We start from the raw sequence: 19,764 nt of genomic DNA on the forward strand, positions 1-19,764 counted from the left end.
CATTTTCGCTATCGACACGCGGCGGTCGATTTTCGTACAGCGCTGGACGGCTGTCGTCGGCTTCCCGTCTCATCGGGCTCCTTGCCGGGAGCGGGGTTCCGTGTACTGTCCGCGATGGCTGGGAAAGGGCTTCTGGATGAGAATTGCGATGGCAATTGCAATGTCCGCATTGGCCGCGGCGATGGCCGGATGCGCGACCTCTCCGGTCGACTATGAAGCCTCGCTGTCGCAGCAGGACCAGAAATGGGCGACGCCGCAATGCCAGCAGGCCCGGGCCGCGGCATCCGACTACGCGGTCCGCGAGAAGACCCATCCGGGCTGGGAATTCGCGGCACTTGGCCCGTACGGGCTGGGCATCATAGCCGCCACCAAGGAGCATGAGCAGAAGCAGCGCAAGCTGCTCGCCCGCGAGGTTCACCTGCAATGCTCAAGCCTGCCGCTGCCGAAGGAATTGCAGGGCGATATCGGCTCCGACGGCCCGAAGCCGGCGAAATATCCATAGAAGCAAAGCCGCGCTTTTCCTGGACTTAGCGCAGCAGCCCTTCCGCTTCGAATGTGTCCCAGCCTTCCAGCTTCGGCCGGGGCGCATCGTCCTTTCGCGCATGGTCGTTTCCCGTATTTTGGGGGCCGTGCGGTTTGGCGGGCTGCTTGCCGGCTCTCGTCAGCGCGGCCTTGCCGGCGCCGCGCCGTCTGTTTTCGGACACTTCGCGTGCGTCCTCCTCGCGCCAGGCGCTGACAAGGTCACGGTCCAGAAGATCCTCGATGTGGCGTGGATCGAAGACATGGAAAGTTACGGCCTTGGAGCGTCCGCGCATCTTCACCGTGCGCGTGCCGATGCTTTTCAGGCGACCATCCTTCAGCCATTTGTGACGCTCGCGCGGGGAGATGGCGAGAATGTCCTCCACTTCTCGCGGCAGCACGGCCAGGGATTCGATCTTCTCCAGCGTCCTGGCGATGGTTGCCGAGGCGGCCTGGAACGCATCCGCGTCGGTCGACAGCATGCGCAAGACGATGCGGCCGGTCTCGGCCTTGGCGAATTTCCTCACCACCCAGGGCAGCCTTGCCCTGATTTCGCGCTCGATCCCCTTCAGCCTTGCGGCGGACCCAAGCGTCACCGATGGCGGCAGCGGCCATTCGGCAACGATCGACGCAGTTGTGTTCGCGCCGCGCTCCGATGCACGATGGGGAGCGGCGCCAATTTTCGCGACGATGCCGCTCACGACATTGCGCAGGGATCCGCGCTTCTTGTCCGCCATATGTCCTTTTCGCTCATCAGATGGCTTGCTGGGAACGACATTCGCACTGGACAACTGAAATCGCGACCCAACGGTTCCTTTGCCGCAGCCGGGCGATGTAGGGAACCACGACAGCAATCAGCCGCTGAGCCATTTGCGCAGGATGCTGTATATGCCGTCGTTTGGGCGCACGGATATGCGTGGGAGAAGCAGCGGGTCGTCTCCCGATTGCGCCTTGCCGCCGCGAATGGTTGTGGCGGTGGTGTAGCCCGCCTCCTCAACCACGCTCCTGACCTCAACGGACACATCGCCGTAGGGGTAACAGAACCCATCGACCGTATTGCCGGTCAGATCTTCCAACTCGTGGCGAACATCGGTGATCTGACGCCGGGCTTCGGCGGGCGCGGCAACTGTCAGGCGAACGTGGTCCAACGTATGGGCGCCCACCTCATGACCCGAGCGGACCCAATCGAGCACCTGGTCTTTCGACATACAGGTCGAGTGCGGGATGCCGAGTTCCGCATCCCATTTGTTGAAACCGCCAATCTGCCTGCTGACCAGGTAGTTGGTTGCGGTGAAACCACATCTGTCGAGGGTCGCCAGCGCGTTCGAGTGTACATTGCGAAAGCCGTCGTCGAACGTGATGCCAACCACCCGCCCGACCCTTTCTCCGCCCAGATAGGGCTTCAGGTCACGCATCGACAGGCCTGTCCATCCCAGGCGCTTCAACCAATTCATCTGATTGCGGAAGGCGCGTGGGGAGACCGTCAAATGATCGAATGGGCTGCCCTCTGCGGCGGCCTCATCGATTTGATGGTACATCAAGATTGGTATTGGCATTCAGCGGTGCCGGACGGTGTGTTGGATATTCCATCCAGTTCATGCCGCGCTGAATGCGCGCTCCATGATGGTGGAATGGTATCGTCTTCTCCAGCCTCAGCTTGCAGACGTTGGCAATTTGCAAGCCTATCCGCCGCGCTTCGGTCTTGACGTTCGTCAATGGCGTTTTTCTGCGCCTTTGTACGAGATTGCGCCTCATCTGGTACGGCAATCGATCCGGCTCGATCTGGCTCGCTAATTCGATCGATTTGTCCTTGAGAAACAGCCCCTGCGCGCAAGCCGCTGGCAAGATTTGGTAGATGGTCTTGGACGATGATGTCGCGACGGTGGGGTCGAAAAGCACATGATCGACCGGAATATTGAAATCTCCAGTGGCTTGAAGGAGGTCGCGGGCTGCCTTTTTTGAAATGATGTAGGCACCGGCGCCAAGATGCACTCCGTAAAGCCTCGCCAGCGAAAAACTGAAGCCGACAGGCGACGGCATCATGCCTATCACGGCCTTCCTGAACACCGTCTCCAGCTTGATAATGTTTGCGTCAGCCGGTATCCATCTGACGTCGGCAAGCAACGGGCCTGCCTTGGCGGTGAAGACCGTGTCATCCTCGAACACCGCGCCATAGGCGTCGACGCCTTCCGCGATGATGTGCCAGCATGCCTTGTGGCTCAAAAAGCAGGCAATCTCGGTGGGCGACAGGATATGCGACATTGCGGCGATCTCCGGCCGCGACATCCCGTCAACGGCGGAAACACGCTCGAATTTGATCTGGATGCGTGCAAACTCGGCAGTCATGTGGGCAAGCCGACCAGGAGCTCGGTCCAGATTGATGACCAGACACCTCATCGCACGGCCCGCCACTTGACCGCGCATATCCATGGCAAGCAGTTCGCAGCCAAAGCGAATGAAAAGACATCGCGTTGCAAGTTATCACCCCAACCCGCCCGCTTGTTATTACCACGCCGCACGTCCGGTCAAGCAGTGTGCCAGATGGCGCAAATAGTATTTGCCAGAGTGGTAAATTTGCCTCGGCCCAATCCACTCGTCGTCCGCCATGTGCGGTCTGGGCAGAGCCCTCCAGTCCAGGCTCGGCATCCGTGGCCCAGGCTACGGCGACGTCGGGATCCGTGAGCAGGGCGAGCCGGGACAGTCCGCGGTCTCCAACCGGCTGGAGCCCCCCGCTGTCAGGCGGGCCTTCCGGAAAATGCAAGCCGCGCTCCGAAGCCGACAAGCAGCATGGCAAAGCTCCAGCGCTGCAGTCTCTGTGCCAGGGCGTGCCGTGCGATCCAGCGGCCAAGCGTTGATCCGGTGAGCGCGTAGATTACGTCGAAGACGACTCCGATGCCGACCAGGATGGTGCCCAGGAACAGGAACTGCTGGCCAACACTGCCATGGTCGGGCCGAATGAACTGCGGCAGCAGCACCGAGCAGAACAGCAGCGCCTTGGGATTGAGCAGGTTGGTGAGAAGCCCTTGCCAGGCCGCCGTGGCACAAGGCGCCGGCAAATCCCGGGACGGTGCTTCCGATCCGTTCGGCAGCAGCGACCGTGCGCGGAAAATGCCGATCCCGAGCCATATAAGATAGGCCGCGCCACCGACGCGGATGATGTCGAAAGCCAAAGGCGCCGTGCGCAACAGGGCCGCAAGGCCCAACCCCGCCAGAGCGACATGCGTGGCACGCGCGGCGCCCAGCCCGACCGAGGTCGCAAGCGCATGGGACCGCCCCCACCGCGCGCCGGTGTGCAGCAGAAGGAGCATGTCCGGCCCCGGCAGCAGATAGGCCACGGCCAAGGTTCCGATGAAGATCCAAAGTTCAGTCATGACGGCTACGCCCTATTGATTTCCGCCGGTAAATTAGCTGAAACGGGCAAGGCATGTCCTTGCGAGTTGTGGCGTGGAATGGGAGAAATGTGGTAGATCGCACCAAAATGGATCAGTGATTGATCAGATCATGCCAACATTCAAGCTCGACGCCATCGACCGTCGCATCCTCGCCGCCTTGCAGCGCGATGCCCGGCTCACCAATGTGCAATTGGCCGACGAGATCGGCCTGTCGCCATCACCGTGCCTGCGCCGCGTCCGCATGCTGGAGGAAGCCGGGATCATCTCCGGCTACCATGCCAACCTCAACCGGGTGGAGGTCGGGCTTGGCCTGACGGTGTTTGTCGGTGTCAAGGTCGAACGGCATCATGACGAGACGGCAACCGCTTTCAGAAACGCTGTGCTGACGCTGCCTGACGTGATCTCCTGCCACCTAGTTTCGGGTGAGGCCGATTTCCTGCTGCAGATCGTGGTTCCCGATCTTGCTGGATACGAACGGCTGCTGCTGGAAACCCTGCTCAAGCTGCCCGGCGTCAGCGACATAAGAAGCAATTTCGCCATCCAGACCGTAAAAGCCCACGCACCGTTGCCGCTCCACCATCTGCCGTGAGCGCATGATTGCGGATGCGGCCAGCGCGCCTATCGGGTTTCGCCAAACCATCGCGACGCGGCTTGGGCAGCTTCCTTGATGTCAGGCTCGCCGTCCGCGGCCCAGGCGACGAAGCCGTCCGGGCGTATGAGCAGGGCGCTCAGGCCGAGCCGTTCCCGGGCGGTGCTGGCGACATAGGCAATCCGCCCAGTCCAGCGACTGCCGAGCGCCCGCAGCGGGGCACGGCCGTCGAAGTCCAGAAGCAGGCCGCGTCCAGACCTCATGAGCTCGCCCAGCCTGGTCCCGTCAACCAGCTCGAAGTCGGGCGCGCTGCGGCCGACCAGCGGATGGACACCGCCGAGATCGTAGCGCAGGGATGTGCCCCAGACGCGGTCGGCGAAATAGCTGGCGCCGTCGCGCGTGTCGATCAGGTCGCGGATGATGGCTCCGAGCGCACGCGAACCGCGGTTCGGGCGCATCAGCGCGACCTGCGCGCGCGACCAGTCGAGCACATCGGCACCGACGGGATGCCGCTCCTCGAAATAGCTGTCGAGCAGGCCGGCCGGCGCATCGCCGCGGATGGTGGCGGCAAGCTTCCAGCCGAGGTTCATCGCGTCGCCCAGGCCGAGATTGAGGCCCTGGCCGCCCAGGGGGGAATGGATGTGCGCGGCGTCGCCGGCGAGCAGCACCCGGCCCTTGCGGTAGGCGGTCGCCTGGTGGGCGCGGTCGGTCCAGGTGGTGGCGAGTCGAAGCGCCGTTACTGTGACGTCGATCCCGCAAACGCGGCGCAACACCGCCTGTACATGCTCAGCCGTGATCGGTTGGGTGCGGTGGAAAGCGCCGCCGTCGAACTCGACCATCGCGATCGTGCCCGGCCGTCCGTAAGTGTACATGCCCGTCGCCGTGTAGTGGCGGCCGGGCTCGAGCCTGTCCGGATCGGCCAGTTCGACTTCGACGGAATAGCCGGTGAATTCGGGATCGGTGCCGGCGAAGGCGAAGCCGCCGGCCTTGCGGACCGTGCTGCGGCCGCCATCGCAGCCGACGAGCCAGCGTGCGCGAAAAGTCTCGCCGCCGGCACGGATGGTGACGTCCCCGTCCGACTGGTCGAGGTCGTCGACGCCGAGGCCGCGCCTGATCTCGGCGTCCATCGCGCTTGCCCGCGCCGCGAGCACGGTTTCGAGCTGTTCCAGTTCGACCGCCATGTTGGTGCCTGCCGGACCAGGCAGGCGATACGGCCATTTCGAGCTGTCGATGGCGTCGAGGTGGAACTGGATGCCGGCGAAATGGCCACCCGGCCGGCGCGGCTGCTTTATCCAGTGCGCGCCGGCCGAAGCGCCGGCCGCCGCCTGTTGCGGCGCGGCGATGCCTTCGAGCAGGCCGCGATGGTGAAAAGCCTCGATGGTGGATGCCGAAAGGCCGCGCATGCCGAATGGCAGCCGCTTGAGCGGCGAACCGGGCTGCTCGCTCTGCTCCAGCACCAGCACGGAAAGGCCGGCGAGACGCAGCTCGCAGGCGAGAAACAGGCCGACAGGGCCGGCGCCGGCAATGATAACATCATAGGGATTGGTGGTATGCATGAACTGCTCCTTGGTCGGTGTTCGACCGGAGCGTTCCTCGCCTTGAGAACCACACAGACGAACGATTGGGCGCCATCAGCGTCCGATGTTCGTCGCGGGGATCTCGTGCACGAAGCCAAAGACCAGAGCTCTCGTTACCGAGAGGAGTTGGGCTTACCAAACCAACCCTGCCTTTTCCGACAGCGGCTATATAGGGGTATGACGATCGATCCGCAACAGTGTGAATCCATGGTTTTGCGGATAGCGGGCGCCGCCGGGTTGGCTATGGCTTATCTCTTCGGTCCCATTCCTCACGGGAGCAACGCCATGGGAAGAACAGCGCGGATCCGAAGACGAAAGAACCTCAGGTCTAGATCATCGACTTACACAAACACGATAGGGTTCTTCTCGCGCCGTGCTATGCGCATCAATTCCGATAGCCCATCGATAAACTCCCGTACCCATGCGTCGGTGCTGGATCTGATCAGCCGCAATTCGCGCGCGATTTCGTCGAAGCTCGGGTCGTTGATGACGTCTCCGGCATGGCTGCCTGAAAAGAGGACAAGTTGTTCCAAAGCCGATCCTTCGCCGAGAGAGCCAGCGATCGTCTCCCGAAGCGCGGCGACATGAAGGATGTTTCCGACACGCCACTGGCATGCCGTGACATCGTCCCAGCCGAGATTCACTCCCCCGGGATGGATTGCCTCGCATTCGCCCGTCACCGGGTCCCTCTGAAAGCGATGGAAGGGGAATTCCCGCTCCATGGTCGAAACACTTTTAAAAACGGCCACATCGAGACCCATGACTGTAAACATCTCCCCAAAGGATAGGCGCGGTGTCTCTCCATGGTGGAGAATTGAAAACACGAGTAGCCCGTTTCGGTGCGAATCCTAACCCGGGCAGGTTCGCCCTGATCGCCTCATCACCATTCAGGCACAATCTTGCCGAGACCAACGACAGCGCTGTAGCACTCGCACCGCAACTATGAGTCTTGACCCTAGGAAATCCGCTGACCGTCCTCATCGAGCAGTATGCAGCTCTCGGGATCGAAGCCGAGGTCGATCGTCTCGCCTTCGCGCAGGACGCGGCCGGTGATCGGCGCGTTGGCGCGCAGGCTGGTCTTGCCGCCGATGTCGATCTCGTAGATTGCGCTGCCGCCCAGATACGAAGCCGAGACGACACGGCCGGTGAGCCGGTTGACGCTCGTTCCGGCACCGACCGAAAACTTCTGCGGCCGCACCACGACGGTGACCTTGCTGCCGTCGCCGAGCGGCCTTGGAGAGGCGACGTCGATCGTCTGCCCGGTGGCGAGCACCACCGCCTGGCCGGACCTGCTCACGGTCCCGGCAAGCATGTTGGCTTTGCCGAGGAAGTCGGCGACGAAAGCCGTGGCCGGCGTCTCATAGACCTCCTGCGGCGTGCCGATCTGCTCCATCGCGCCGGCGTTCATCACCACGATGCGATCCGACATAGAGAGCGCTTCCTCCTGGTCGTGCGTGACGAAGATGGCGGTGATGCCGGTTTCCTTCTGGATCTTCTTGATCTCGACGCGCATTTCCTCGCGCATGTTGGCGTCGAGCGCCGAGAGCGGCTCGTCCAGCAGCAGAACCTGCGGCTCGAAGACGATGGCGCGCGCCAGCGCGATGCGCTGCTGCTGCCCGCCCGACAGTTGCGACGGCAGCTTCTTCTCGCTGCCCGGCAGCCGCACCATCTCGAGCGCCTTGCCGACCTTGCGCGCGATCTCGGGCTTCGGCACGTTGCGGTATTTCAGGCCGAAGGCGACGTTGTCGAACACGGTCTTGTGCGGGAACAGCGCGTAGCTCTGGAAGACCAGCCCGATGTTGCGCTTGTAGATCGGGATGTCGTCGACGCGCCGCCCGTCGATCATGATCTGGCCGCCCGAAATGTCGACCAGGCCGGCGATGGAGCGCAGGATCGTGGTCTTGCCGCAGCCGGAAGGCCCGAGCAAGGTGACGAAGCTGCCCTTGGTGATCGACAGCGAGAAATCCCGCACCGCGACGAACTTGCCGTAGGCGATGTCGATGTCGCGGAACTCGACCGCCGGGCTGTCCGCCGTGGCGGCTGCGCCCGGAGCGGTCGCCCCGGCCGAGGCCGGCCGGGGGCTGGATATCGTGGCCTCAGGCACCTTTGGAGATCCTGTTCCACTGCTTGGTCCAGGCGTCCTCGTTGGTCGCCCAGTAGGTCGGATCGGCGAAGGTCAGCGACTTCATGGTGCCGGTCTTGTCGAAGGCCGGCAGCTTCTCGATCTTCTCGGTCAGCTTGACCTTTGTCGGGTCGAGCGAGGGCGGATAGCTCTGGCCCTCGGCCACCGCGATCGAGGTCGCCGGGTCGAGCATGAAGTTGATGAGCTCCTCGCACTCGGCCATGGGCGAGCCCTTCAGGATCAGCATATCCTCCATCCAGGCATAGGAGCCGGACGGATCGAGATAGCCGATCGGATGGCCCTGGTCCTGCAGCGCGGCGACGCGCCCCGACCACGCATCGGTCACCACGATCTCGCCCTTGGAAAGCAGGTCCATCAGCTCGGCCCCGGAGCTCCAGAATTTCTTGGCGAGGTCGCGCGTCTCGCGCACCTTGGCCCAGATGGCGTCCATGTCCTTGAGGTTGTTGGGATCCTGCCCGGTGGCCAGTGCGGCGTACCAGACGCGCGTCGTCATGTCGGAATAGCCGCCGACCTTGCCGGCATATTTCTTGTCGAGCAGCAGTGCCGCGCCCTTTTCCTTGGCTTCCTCGGGTGAAATCACCTTGGTGTTGTAGGCAATGCCCGTCGTGCCGTAGTCGTAGGGGACGGCGGAGAGTTTCGGCGTCAGCTTGCGGAACGGCTCGATCATCGGCTGCAGCACATTGGCCATGTTGGGAATGTTGGCCTCGTTGATCTCCGAGGTCAGGCCGGCATTGACGTATTTGATGTAGTAGTTGACGCCGGAGGAATGGATGACCTGGTAGTCGCCGGGCTTGGCGGTCTTGATCTTGGTGATGATCTCGTCCTCGTCGCCGAACGTGCCCTGGACCACCTTGATCTTGGTCTTGCCGGTGTAGGGCTGGAAGGCGAACTTGTCGATCGCGTCCTGCACCGTGCCGCCCCAGCCGTCGAAGCGAACCTCCTGGACCGCGGCGAGCGCCCGGCCCATCCATGGCATGGACAGGCCGGCCGATGCCGCCGCGGCGGCGGTCAGTGTCAGGAAAGTGCGGCGGCTCAGGTCGCCATTGGCATATCGGTCGTGCAGCCGCTCCAGCCGCTTGGTGGTGGTGAGTTTCATTGTGTTTCCTCCTTCGGTTCGCCTTGTCTTCTCAGTTTTGTCAGGCTTTGCAGGATCAGGCCGCCGACGAGCGGGATGCCGACGGTCACCAGGATCATCACGGTGCCGAGTGCGTTGATTTCCGGACTGATCGAGATCTTGAGCATGGAAAGGATCTGGGTCGGCATGGTTTCGACGCCGGCCGGCCGCCAGAACAGGCTGGCCGAAGTGTTGTCGAACGAGATGGTGAAGGCGAGCAGGGCGCCGCCCACGACCGCCGGAACGAGCAGCGGCAGGGTGATCTCGCGGAAGGAAGAAAAGCGCGAGGCGCCAAGCGACAGTGCCGCCTCTTCATAGACGCGCCGGATGCCGATCATGCGCGCCTGGGCGATCAGCACGACATAGGGCACGGCAAGCAGGATATGGCCGAGCACCAGGAGCAGCATGGTTCTCGGCTGGTCGACGGCCTTGATCAGCACCAGCAGGCCGACGCCGAGGATTGTTTCGGGCACCAGCGCCGGCAGGATCACCAGCGTGCTCAGCGCCTGCTTGCCGCGAAACTCGAAGCGCACCAGGGCAAACGCCGTGGTGACGCCGATGGCGGTGGTGACGATGGCGGTGACCAATGCGATCCACAAGGACGTGCGGAAGGCGGCCAGCACCTGCTCGTTGGCCATCAGCTTGCCATACCATTGCAGGCTGAAGCCGGTCATCGGGAAGCCGCCGAACATCGAGGCGTTGAACGACAGGACCACCGTCGCTACGATCGGTGCGAACATGAAGATGTAGACGCAAACCGTGACGAAGCCGGTCAGCCGCCAGGCCCATCTGCCTTCCTGTTTGCGCCGAGCCCTGTTCATGCGCCCAATCCCTTCATCCTCCAAGGCCTTTGACGATCTGCGACATGCCCATGTAGCGCGTGTAGACGGCCGCGAAGAAGCCGAGCACGATGAACAGCACGATCGAGAGCGTGGCGCCCATCGGCCAGTTCAACTCGCCCATGATGGTGTCGTAGATCAGGTTGCCGAACAGCGCGTCACGGCCCGAGCCGAGAAGCTGCGGCGTCACATAGCTGCCGGCGGCCAGCACGAAGCAGAGCAGCAGGCCCGCCGCCAGGCCGGGCAGCGACAGCGGCAGGGTGACCTCCCGGAACGCCTGCGCGCTGGTGCAGCCCATGGAGCGGGCCGCCGAAATCAATGTGCGATCAATGCTCTCAAGGCTGACATAGACGTTGAGGATCATGTAGGGCAGCAGGAAGTGCAGCATGCCCAGGATAACCGCGCCTTCATTGTAGAGCATCTGCAGCGGCTCATGGATGATGCCCATTTTGAGCAATGCCACGTTGATGACGCCCTGTTCGCCCAGGATGTTGATCCAGGAGAAGGTGCGGATGGTGAAGCTGATCCAGAACGGCACGATCAGCAAAAGCAGCAGCAGCCATTTGTGCCTGAAGGTGGTCGCCCAGATGAAATAGGCCGGGAAATAGCCCAGCACCCCACACAGCAGCGCCGTGATCGCGCCGACCCGCAGCGTCTTCAGCAGGAAGCCGGAATAATAGCTGTCGGTGAGGAATTCGTGCCAGTTCGCGGTCGTCAACGCGCTGGTTTCGACGCCGGCGGTGACGAAGGTGAAGAAGGTGTAGCCGGCCATCACGGCGATCGGCAGGATCAGGAAGAAGATCAGCAGCAAGAGCACCGGCGCGACGAGCATCCAGGCCAGCCGTGGATCATACAATGTCCATCGTCGTTTCATGAGCACCCGGTGCGCTCTCTTTGAAGCGCGTGTTTTGTTCCCGGGCCAAGATTGGGTGATTGGTGGCCCGATGTCTATACCGGGCGATTGAGCCAGTAGGACAACTGCCGGCTTGTTGACATCGAGCACTTGCGCCTCGTTGTAGGGAAGGGGCGCCGGTCCTCCCGCCAGCCATCGCAGAACCGCATGTGTGTTGCCTGAGCCGTGGCAATTGACCGGCAAGGCAAACGCCTATCTCCGCCGGAGTGGCAATCAGAGAAAATAACGTTTTCCGGCCCCAAATACCGAAGCATGGTAGCTCCCCACTACTACTTCAGCCCACCTTGTGCCAAACATAGGCGAAGACGGGCACCTTGGATCACCAACATGACCACCAAAAATGTAGTCGTCTTGGTTCATGGCATTCGCGATCATGCGCTATGGCAAAAGGAAATTGCTGATACTTTGAGATCATATGCCATGGTGGTGGAGCCGACCAACTATGGTCGCTTCGACCTCTTTCGCTTCCTTTTACCTCTTCCCTATTTTAGAAAGAAAGCAGAAGCCGAGGTCCTTCGGCAATTGCAGATTGTCGAGCAAAGATACCCGTCCGCAAAAATATCCGTAATAGCGCATAGTTTCGGAACATATCTCATAGGGAAGATAATTGCCAATAATTTCAATGTTAAATTCGACAAGGTCATATTCTGTGGGTGCGTGCTAAGATACAATTTTCCCTTCGAGGATTACCAGAACCGGTTCTCTGCCGATATCGTCAACGAAGTCGGAACCAAGGACATCTGGCCAGCCATGGCGGAGAGCGTCACCACCGGTTACGGCTCCGCTGGGACCTTCGGCTTCCACAGGCCCCTGGTTTACGATCGCTGGCATAATGGGGCCCATCACGGGTATTTTCTCAATCAAGCGTTTTGCAAAAAGTATTGGGTGCCATTTCTCTTGGACGGAACCATTGTGCCTGACTCCGCTCATCCGGAGAGGCCGTCGCGATTTGCCTCGATAATAAACATAGTCAAGCTGAAGTATCTACTTTCCGCTGCTCTTGTTTGCGCTCTGTTATGGCTGCCGGCGGCCTCCGCCGGCATTGTTCCCGGGATCGGTTGGTTGCCCTGGCCGCATGAAGATGCCTGCCCCGGCCTGCCGGGCGAGACGGCGTGGGTCTATGCCGGCGAGTTTGACCAGAACGCGCGCACGTTCACTTCGAAAGCCGTGTTCTCGATAAGCGGCGCGGATCGACGCCCTGAGGATGTTCGACGAGGTGACTGGATTGAACTGACCTCTACTAGAAAAACAATGATCATTGACTATAGTAAAACGGGTCAGACGAGAGCCCTGGACAGCCCGTTCTCGCTGAATGGTCATGTCGACTACACTTGCAAGACATTGCCTGTCGGGCAGCGCCTCTATGTAGTTTACATAGACGTAAATGGCCCAAGCAAATCGGAAAGCCATATGTGGCTTCGTGTCCGCTATTCGCCTCCAGGCGGAGGAGATGGATAAGTACAAATCATGTAGGTTCCTTGGAGGAGCAAGTCGATGAGAAAGCTGACCAATAGCTATCTGCCGATGCTGGCTTGTGCTTGGCTGCTATGCGGATTGCCGGCCCGTTCCGAGACCAGGCCTGTCCCTGCGGGAGGGCAGACTTGTTCGCTGGAAGTTACCAAGGACGCGACCGGTACTGAGAGGTTTGGCAGTTTATCGTGCCCCAATGACAAGCAGTCGGTAAGAGTTCGATATATCTGGCTGGATGCCGGCGAAGTGAGCTACATGCTGGCGTCCTACGTCGACCCCGGTCTGAAGGCGCTGTGGGGGGCGGATCCGATTGTTGCCGACAATGATGTCGTTGCCACCCTTAGAGATCTCTACAGCAAGTATGGCGTGAGAATCGCGTCTTTCTCGGATGAGAAAGACGCCTCACACTCCATTAAAATAGGAAATTCTGATTCTTCTCAATCCAGTGATCTGTCGGAAGAAACATCAAGGATGCCCGCCAAGATACGGCAGAAATTCAGGCTGCCGGCTTTCGAAGCAGACATCATATGGCCGGAGTCCGATTTTCTAGAAGGGATCAATAAATCTGGTCAGTGGCCTGGTGATTATTCTTACAATTATATCTTTTCGACGAGCAAGTTTGCCGATACAAAGTCCGGATTCGTCAGGCAATTAGAGAAAGCTGCACGCAAGCAGAACAAGGACCTGGCGCGAATGCTGGCAGAGTGCTTTCGTTTCAAGAAGAATTTGTCGAAGAGTGATTGGACGTCGTACTGGCGGCGTATAGATGAATTGGCTAGCAAAGAGACTGATAATCTTTCAGATGCTTGGAAGTTTGTACAGGAGTCTGATGATAGCTATCTGCTGCATTCGATGTCTGATAGCGAATCCTATGCGTTCTTTGATGAGATTACCAAAATCTCGTTTCCATCCGATTTTCTCGCTGTCACCGGAACGCTGACAAATGGAGAACTCGATGTCGATCAATGTGGCGGCGACGAGAATGCGATCGACGGCAATGGCGGGTTGAATTTTGTGGTGAAGCCGCCGCTGCTACGCGTGCTGGTGGCCGTGATCTCTCCAATCGGGGAAGGGGTCATAGTCAAGGGAGCATCCGTCGTGGACGACAATACACCGGGTCTGCGCAGGGACCTTCATCCAGATGCCCACCCCCGCGACATGTCACTCGGCGATGTGGCCCTTTCGGCTGCTCAAGGACAGACAATGATTATCCCGCTCAATATCGGCTTCAAGCTGAACAGCCAATCCGAGCAAGACGACGGTGATCCATCGTTCGATGTATACCAGGATCTGTCGTCCGTTTTTGTGAAGTATCCCGATAGTCAGGTCAATTTCCAGCGTTGCGAGCCACCTGTCGATGACGGCGGCAAATCCAGGGGACAGTGCAAGCCATTCCTTTCCCAGAAGCTGAAGGATTTACCTGGCCAAGCCGTCGCGCAGGCTGATGTGAAACCTGGCGACGACAAGAAAATTGACTACTACTATGGTGTTGCCCACCAATTGCAGAGTCTGGAGATCGGCAGTCAAACCGTGCTCGTCAGAGATGCTCCAAGTCTGGCTTTGACCTATTCAGGCATAGGCGAGATGGGTTCTTGCCCGTTCGTGTATTTTGAGATGAACGATGGCTCGGTCGAGCGCTATGGCCGTGTTCTGGTCGGGGCGACATCCGAGGCGCTTGCGAAGCGGGATTCTGTCGCCATTCCGGAGGGAGCGCGAAGGGCAATCATCAAGGAATTGGAGCCCGAGGTTTCATTCCTCTCCGAGGTCTCGTTTGATGCCGGGGAGAAAATGTTGGGGTCGGCAACCTTAGTCGCCGCGCACCGAATGGTGCTGCGGCCACGGGATGCGATTTCAATCCAGATTCCTGCCGGAGCAAGGTTTGTCAATGTCGAGGGATACTATCGGCGCCTTACCTCGAATTGAAAAAGGCTGGCATGAGACGATGAGATTCCTGCGGCGTTGATACAATCCCGAACGGAAAACCGTTTCACACTTTCCCTGGAGTTGTTCTGGCCTCAGCCCTTCGGGATACCCCTTGCGATCAACCGCGCCAAGCGCTCCGAAAACGCCCTGGCGTCGGCCGGCTTGTCGCCGTCGAGCACGCGTGCCTCGTCGTAGAGGAGGTGGGCGGCGTCGTCCTTGAAGGCCTGTTCGTCGTCGCCGAGTCTGGCCAGCGCCAGGACGCGCTCGTGGCGGGGGTTGATTTCGAGGATGGGTCTTGCCGCCTTGTCGAGGCGGCCGGCGGCGTTCATCAGCCGCTCGAACTGCCGGTCCGGTCCGTGCTCGGGCGCCACCAGGCAGACGGCGCTTTCGGTCAGGCGGTCGGAGGGCTTCACGTCCGAGACGGCATCGCCAAGCGCGGTCCTGACGAAGGCGAGGAAGCTGTCGACTTCGGGCGTCGCCGACACGTCCGGCCTCTTCGCCTCGTCAGCCAGGGGGATGTCGGAAAGCTCGGCCCCGCCCTGCGTCACCGACTTGAACGGCTTGCCGTCGAACTCCGGCGCCATCGTCACCCAGAAGCTGTCGACCGGGTCGGTGAGGAGCAGCACCTCGATGCCGCGCGCCTTGAAGCCTTCCAACTGCGGCGAGGCTTCGAGCCGGGCGCGGTCGTCGCCGGCCATGAAGAAGATCGCCTTCTGGCCGTCCTTCATTGCCGAGACGTAGTCAGCCAAACCGCGCCAGCCTTCGCCCGAGGCCGTTGAGCGGAAGCGGGCGAGTTTTAGGAGCTGCTCGCGCCGCTCATGATCCTCATAGAGCCCTTCCTTGAGGACGACGCCGAAGTTTTCCCAGATTTTCGCATAGGCCTCGGCGTCGTTTTCGGCCAGCTTGGCAAGATCGCCGAGCACGCGGTTGGTCAGGCCCTTGCGGATCGAGGCCAGCAGCGGACTTTCCTGGATCATCTCGCGCGAGACGTTGAGCGGCAGGTCGGCGGAATCGACCAGCCCGCGCACGAAGCGCAGGTAGCGCGGCAGGAGCTCCGCATCGTCGGTGATGAAGACGCGGCGCACATAGAGCTTCATGCGGCCCTTGCGGTCCTGGTCGAAGAGATCGAACGGTCGCGACCCTGGCACGAAGGCGAGCACCGAGTATTCCTGGCGGCCTTCAGCGCGGAAATGGATCGTGGCCGCCGGCTCGTCGTACTGGCCGGCGAGACCGCGGTAGAAATCGGTGTATTCCTCGGGCTTGATTTCGCTTTTCGGCCTGACCCAGAGCGCGGTGCCGTCGGCGATGTCGCGCGGCTCGGCGCCGGGTTTTTCGACCAGCGTGATCGGCACGGGCACATGGCCGGACTGCGACTTGGCCAGGCCTTCGAGCCGGTATGATGTGGTGTAGGAGGCGGCGTCTTCCATCAGATGCAGCACGACGCGGGTGCCGCGCCGGGGTGCTGCTTCGAGTGGAGCCGGCGCGATCTCGTAAGAGCCCTTGCCGTCGGACGACCAGCGCCAGGCCTCGTCGCTTCCCGCCAGGCGGCTGATGACGTCGACCCTGTCCGCCACCATGAAGGCGGAATAGAAACCGACGCCGAACTGGCCGATGAGCTGTGTGTCCTCGCTATCGGAACCGACGCGCTCGATGAAGGCGCGCGTGCCCGAACGGGCGATGGTGCCCAGCGCCTCGGCCATGTCGTCGCGGCTCATGCCGATGCCGTTGTCCTCGACGGTGATCTGTCTGTTGTCCGCGTCGGCGGTAATCGCGATGCGCGGCCTGGCGTCGTCGGCCAGAAGTTCGGGACGGCTGACGGCCTCGAAGCGCAGCTTCTCGCAGGCGTCCGCGGCGTTGGAAATCAGTTCGCGCAGGAAGACGTCCTTATCGGAATAGACCGAGTGCACCATCATGTGCAGCAGCCGCGAAACGTCGGCCTCGAACGCCCTGGTTTCCGTCGGTTTCGTCTCTGTCGTCATTCCAGGTTTCCCACGCTGTTCATTCACCCGCCGCGCCATGCACGATCCGGCTTCGTCGTTCAACCATTTTCAATTGCGCCGGCAACTGCGCTCAGCAAACCAGCGCGCCGACAATATCGTGACGCGATGCGAAGGCGACAAGGGGGTGGAATTGGCGCGGCGGCGAAACTGCCGATCTCCCCCACGTGGGGGAGATCGGCCGCGTCTGCGCCGTTACTTGCCCGCCATCTTGTCGGCAAGCGCCTGTGCCTGGGCGAGCAGCGCGGGGAAGGCCGGGTTGTCGGGCAGGCTCTTGCCGATGCAGGCGCGGAAGTCGCTGTCGCCTTTGGCCCAGGCGGCGTTGGCGGCATCGGAGGTATTTTCGTCGCTGTCGTCGGTGGCCTGCTTGGCGAGCTTCTGGGCGGCGTCGTCGGCGGCGGTCCATACCGCATCGCAGGCCGCGATCTTGGGGACCGGCGGTGTCGCCGGCGCCTCGGCGATCAGGACGCTGTTGCCCTTGACGACAGTGACGACGATTTCCTGGTCGTAGTTCGGGCCGACATCCTGAGCCCAGCCGCCGAGGCGGGCGATCGCCATGTCGGCGCCGTCAGGCGTCTTCAGCTTGAAGTCGAGCGTGCCGGTGAAGGCGGCGTCGCTGCCGATGGCCTGGGTATAGAAGGCATCGAGCTTCAGCGCGGCGTCGAAACCGGTTGGCAGTTTGAGATCGGCGTCGGTCTCGGCGGCGCGCGATTTCAGCCAGCGCTCGACCAGTCCGCGCGTCGAGGCAACGATGCTCGGGCCGTCCTCGGTGCCATGGCGCAGCCCGTCAAGCATGCCGAAGCCGACATCGGAAGAGCTCAGGCTTTCGATGTTGATGGTGCCGGCCGCCGGAAAATCCTTGACAGTGAAAGGCCCGAGCAGCGCCGAAAGCCGCTTTTCGAGGTCGGCGCGGGCCTTTTCATTGGCCGCGTCCAGCGTTTCCACGGGGTCGTTCGCGCTTTCCATCGCGGCGATGGCCGCGATCGCCTTGTCGCGCGCGGCGATGTAGTCGTCCTCGGGCGAGGCTGCATAAGCCGCACCGCTCGCCAGCGCGAACACCAAACCCCAAACCAGACGCATCGTGGACCCTCCCATTTCGCAAGCTCTTGGCGTGGCTTGGTGGCGATTGTGCGGCAATGAAGCCGCAGGCGGCCATTGTCTGATCCCATGACGGCTGAACGGCTCCGCATGCTCGCAAGCAAGATCGGCCGGGAACAATGAAACCTTCCGATTTCGAGGCCGTTATGGCGGTTGTGGCAGACATCAAATCCAGACCCAAGCCGGCCGGCGGCACCAGACCGAACGGTGCGGGGAAGCCGCGCCGAAAGAAAGCGCCCGATGTCGAGGCCGTTTCCGAGGTCGTCGGCGAGGCGCCGCCGCCGCCGCCGGAGGCGGTGGAGCCCGATCCGCAACTGACCCCCGAACAGGCCGAGCGGGCGCGCAAGAAATACCTCCTGAAACGCTTCTGGATCAGCGCGCGCGGCTATTGGAGCCGGCGCGGCGACAGGCTGGCCTGGCCGTGCACGATCGGGCTGCTGATCCTGATCTGCGTCAATGTCGGCATCCAGTACGGGATCAATGTGTGGAACCGCTCGATCTTCGACGCCATCGAGCAGCGCAATGCGCCGACCGTCTATTTCCTCAGCGCCGTGTTCGTGCCGCTGGTGCTTGGCAGCGCAAGCCTCGTCGTCGCGCAGGTCTATCTGCGCATGACGATCCAGCGCCGCTGGCGCTCCTGGCTCACCACCTCGGTCATCGGCCGCTGGCTGACCAATGGCCGCTACTACCAGCTCAATCTGGTCAGCGGCGATCACCAGAACCCGGAAGCCCGCATCGCCGAGGATCTGCGGATCGCCACCGAATCGCCCGTCGATTTCGTGTCCGGCGTCATCAACGCCTTCCTGGCGGCCTCGACCTTCATCGTCGTGCTGTGGACGATCGGCGGCGCGCTGACGCTGCCGATCGGCTCCTCGAGCGTCACCATTCCGGGCTTCCTCGTCATCACCGCGGTCATCTATGCCGCCATCACCTCCACCTCGATGGTGATCATCGGCCGGCATTTTGTCGAACTCTCCGAGCAGAAGAACCAGGCAGAGGCGGAATTCCGCTACACGCTGACGCGCGTGCGCGAAAACGGCGAGAGCATCGCCTTGCTCGGCGGCGAGGAGGAGGAGCGCAGCGGCATCGACAGGACCTTCGCCGGCGTGTTGAAGCGGTGGGCGATGCTTGCCGGCCAGCATATGCGAACCGCGCTGGTCTCGCAGGGGTCGAGCCTGTTCGCGCCGGTGGTGCCGGTGCTGTTGTGCGCGCCGAAATTCCTCGACGGCTCAATGTCGCTTGGGCAAGTCATGCAGGCAGCATCCGCCTTTGCCATCGTCCAGGGGGCGTTCGGATGGCTGGTCGACAATTACCCGCGGCTCGCCGACTGGAACGCCTCCGCGCGCCGCATCGCCTCGCTGATGATGTCGCTCGACGGGCTCGAGCGCGCCGAGGAGAGCGACGCGCTCGGCCGCATCAACCGCGGCGAGACCAGGGACGATACGATGCTCAGCCTCAACGAGCTCTCCGTCTCGCTCGACGACGGCACCGCCGTGGTCAAGGAAACCGAGGTCGCGATCCAGCCGGGCGAGCGGCTGCTGGTGGCCGGCGAATCCGGTTCGGGCAAGAGCACGCTGGTGCGGGCGATCGCCGGCCTGTGGCCGTGGGGCGGCGGCAGCGTCGACTTCCATCCGGGCAAGCGCCTGTTCATGCTGCCGCAACGCCCCTACATCCCCTCCGGCACGCTGCGCCGGGCGACGGCTTATCCCGGTGCGGCCGAAGACTGGACAGTGCCCCAGATCAAGGCCGCCCTCGACAAGGTGGGGCTCGGTCATCTCGGCGACAGGATCGAGGAAGACGCGCCATGGGACCAGACCCTGTCGGGCGGAGAAAAGCAGCGGCTCGCCTTCGCGCGGCTCTTGCTGCACGCGCCCGACATCGTCGTGCTGGACGAAGCGACGGCGGCACTCGACGACAAGAGCCAGGACAAGATGATGGAGACCGTCATCAAGGAATTGCCCGACGTCACGATCGTCAGCGTGGCGCACCGGGCCGAGCTGGAGGCTTTTCACAGCCGCAAGATCACGCTGGAACGACGCAAGGGCGGGGCAAAGCTGGTCAGCGACATCGATCTCCTGCCGCGCAAGCGCAGGGGCTTGCTCGGCCGCGCCTTGTGGGGCTCCGGCGCTTCAGCCGAAAAGCCGTCCGAGCGTGGCGCGGCGTCTCGTAAGAAGAGCTGACGATTGCCAG

17 protein-coding genes are annotated in these 19,764 nt (G+C 62.0%); 5 read left to right on the forward strand and 12 right to left on the reverse strand.

Going from position 1 to position 19,764, the window contains the following annotated elements; genetic code table 11:
• Positions 1-136: 136 nt before the first annotated feature.
• Positions 137-502: a hypothetical protein gene (locus FJ967_RS22185; RefSeq protein ID WP_140733950.1), complete on the forward strand. Its 366-nt coding sequence runs from the start codon at positions 137-139 to the stop codon at positions 500-502.
• 25 nt (positions 503-527) lie between these two features.
• Here FJ967_RS22185 and FJ967_RS22190 read toward each other — a convergent pair whose 3' ends face one another.
• The 4 genes from FJ967_RS22190 to FJ967_RS22205 all read right to left on the reverse strand — a co-directional run bounded on the left by FJ967_RS22190 (position 528) and on the right by FJ967_RS22205 (position 3,890).
• Complete coding sequence (locus FJ967_RS22190) at positions 528-1,256, reverse strand: hypothetical protein (protein ID WP_140733951.1); 729 nt, start codon at positions 1,254-1,256, stop codon at positions 528-530.
• A gap of 117 nt (positions 1,257-1,373) precedes the next feature.
• The gene (locus tag FJ967_RS22195) at positions 1,374-2,075 is read right to left on the reverse strand and encodes a polysaccharide deacetylase family protein (RefSeq protein ID WP_140733952.1); all 702 of its coding nucleotides are present in this window, start codon (positions 2,073-2,075) and stop codon (positions 1,374-1,376) included.
• A complete protein-coding gene (locus FJ967_RS22200) occupies positions 2,038-2,949 on the reverse strand; it encodes a glycosyltransferase family 25 protein (RefSeq protein ID WP_246675350.1) in 912 nt (303 codons plus the stop codon). The genes FJ967_RS22195 and FJ967_RS22200 overlap by 38 nt, the downstream gene beginning before the upstream one ends.
• 305 nt (positions 2,950-3,254) lie before the next feature.
• Positions 3,255-3,890 (reverse strand): LysE family translocator, encoded by a 636-nt coding sequence (locus FJ967_RS22205; protein ID WP_140733953.1) that lies wholly within the window; start codon positions 3,888-3,890, stop codon positions 3,255-3,257.
• 130 nt (positions 3,891-4,020) lie between these two features.
• Here FJ967_RS22205 and FJ967_RS22210 point away from each other — a divergent pair, with 130 nt between their 5' ends.
• Entirely contained in the window at positions 4,021-4,500 is a 480-nt protein-coding gene (locus FJ967_RS22210) for an Lrp/AsnC family transcriptional regulator (RefSeq protein WP_140733954.1), read from the forward strand.
• A 29-nt stretch (positions 4,501-4,529) separates the two neighbouring features.
• Here the strand turns inward: FJ967_RS22210 and FJ967_RS22215 are convergent, their stop codons facing one another.
• The 6 genes from FJ967_RS22215 to FJ967_RS22240 form a co-directional block, all read right to left on the reverse strand.
• Positions 4,530-6,056 carry an FAD-dependent monooxygenase gene (locus tag FJ967_RS22215; protein ID WP_140733955.1) on the reverse strand — a complete coding sequence of 509 codons (1,527 nt, stop codon included), beginning with the start codon at positions 6,054-6,056 and terminating at the stop codon, positions 4,530-4,532.
• Positions 6,057-6,418: 362 nt separating this feature from the next.
• Entirely contained in the window at positions 6,419-6,838 is a 420-nt protein-coding gene (locus FJ967_RS22220; RefSeq protein WP_140733956.1) for a hypothetical protein, read from the reverse strand.
• A 194-nt stretch (positions 6,839-7,032) separates the two neighbouring features.
• Entirely contained in the window at positions 7,033-8,181 is a 1,149-nt protein-coding gene (locus tag FJ967_RS22225; RefSeq protein WP_140733957.1) for an ABC transporter ATP-binding protein, read from the reverse strand.
• Complete coding sequence (locus FJ967_RS22230; protein WP_140733958.1) at positions 8,174-9,316, reverse strand: ABC transporter substrate-binding protein; 1,143 nt, start codon at positions 9,314-9,316, stop codon at positions 8,174-8,176. Before FJ967_RS22230 ends, FJ967_RS22225 begins: the two co-directional genes overlap by 8 nt.
• A complete protein-coding gene (locus FJ967_RS22235) occupies positions 9,313-10,155 on the reverse strand; it encodes an ABC transporter permease (RefSeq protein WP_140733959.1) in 843 nt (280 codons plus the stop codon). Before FJ967_RS22235 ends, FJ967_RS22230 begins: the two co-directional genes overlap by 4 nt.
• Before the next feature lie 13 nt (positions 10,156-10,168).
• Entirely contained in the window at positions 10,169-11,047 is an 879-nt protein-coding gene (locus tag FJ967_RS22240) for an ABC transporter permease (RefSeq protein ID WP_140733960.1), read from the reverse strand.
• Positions 11,048-11,413: 366 nt separating this feature from the next.
• Between FJ967_RS22240 and FJ967_RS22245 the strand changes: the two genes are divergently transcribed.
• Positions 11,414-12,544: a hypothetical protein gene (locus tag FJ967_RS22245; protein WP_140733961.1), complete on the forward strand. Its 1,131-nt coding sequence runs from the start codon at positions 11,414-11,416 to the stop codon at positions 12,542-12,544.
• A gap of 36 nt (positions 12,545-12,580) precedes the next feature.
• A complete protein-coding gene (locus FJ967_RS22250; RefSeq protein WP_140733962.1) occupies positions 12,581-14,479 on the forward strand; it encodes a hypothetical protein in 1,899 nt (632 codons plus the stop codon).
• A 92-nt stretch (positions 14,480-14,571) separates the two neighbouring features.
• On the opposite strand, the gene htpG is transcribed toward FJ967_RS22250, so the two are convergent.
• Together htpG and FJ967_RS22260 are read right to left on the reverse strand one after the other, a co-directional pair.
• Positions 14,572-16,458, reverse strand: a complete 1,887-nt coding sequence (gene htpG / locus FJ967_RS22255; RefSeq protein WP_140733963.1) for a molecular chaperone HtpG — start codon at positions 16,456-16,458, stop codon at positions 14,572-14,574.
• A gap of 213 nt (positions 16,459-16,671) precedes the next feature.
• Positions 16,672-17,556: a hypothetical protein gene (locus FJ967_RS22260; RefSeq protein WP_140733964.1), complete on the reverse strand. Its 885-nt coding sequence runs from the start codon at positions 17,554-17,556 to the stop codon at positions 16,672-16,674.
• A gap of 173 nt (positions 17,557-17,729) precedes the next feature.
• On the opposite strand from FJ967_RS22260, the gene FJ967_RS22265 reads away from it, so the two are divergent.
• Positions 17,730-19,754 (forward strand): ABC transporter ATP-binding protein/permease, encoded by a 2,025-nt coding sequence (locus tag FJ967_RS22265; RefSeq protein WP_140734081.1) that lies wholly within the window; start codon positions 17,730-17,732, stop codon positions 19,752-19,754.
• The last annotated feature ends 10 nt before the right edge of the window (positions 19,755-19,764 follow it).

Source organism: Mesorhizobium sp. B2-3-4 (assembly GCF_006442315.1).
Lineage (GTDB): Bacteria > Pseudomonadota > Alphaproteobacteria > Rhizobiales > Rhizobiaceae > Mesorhizobium.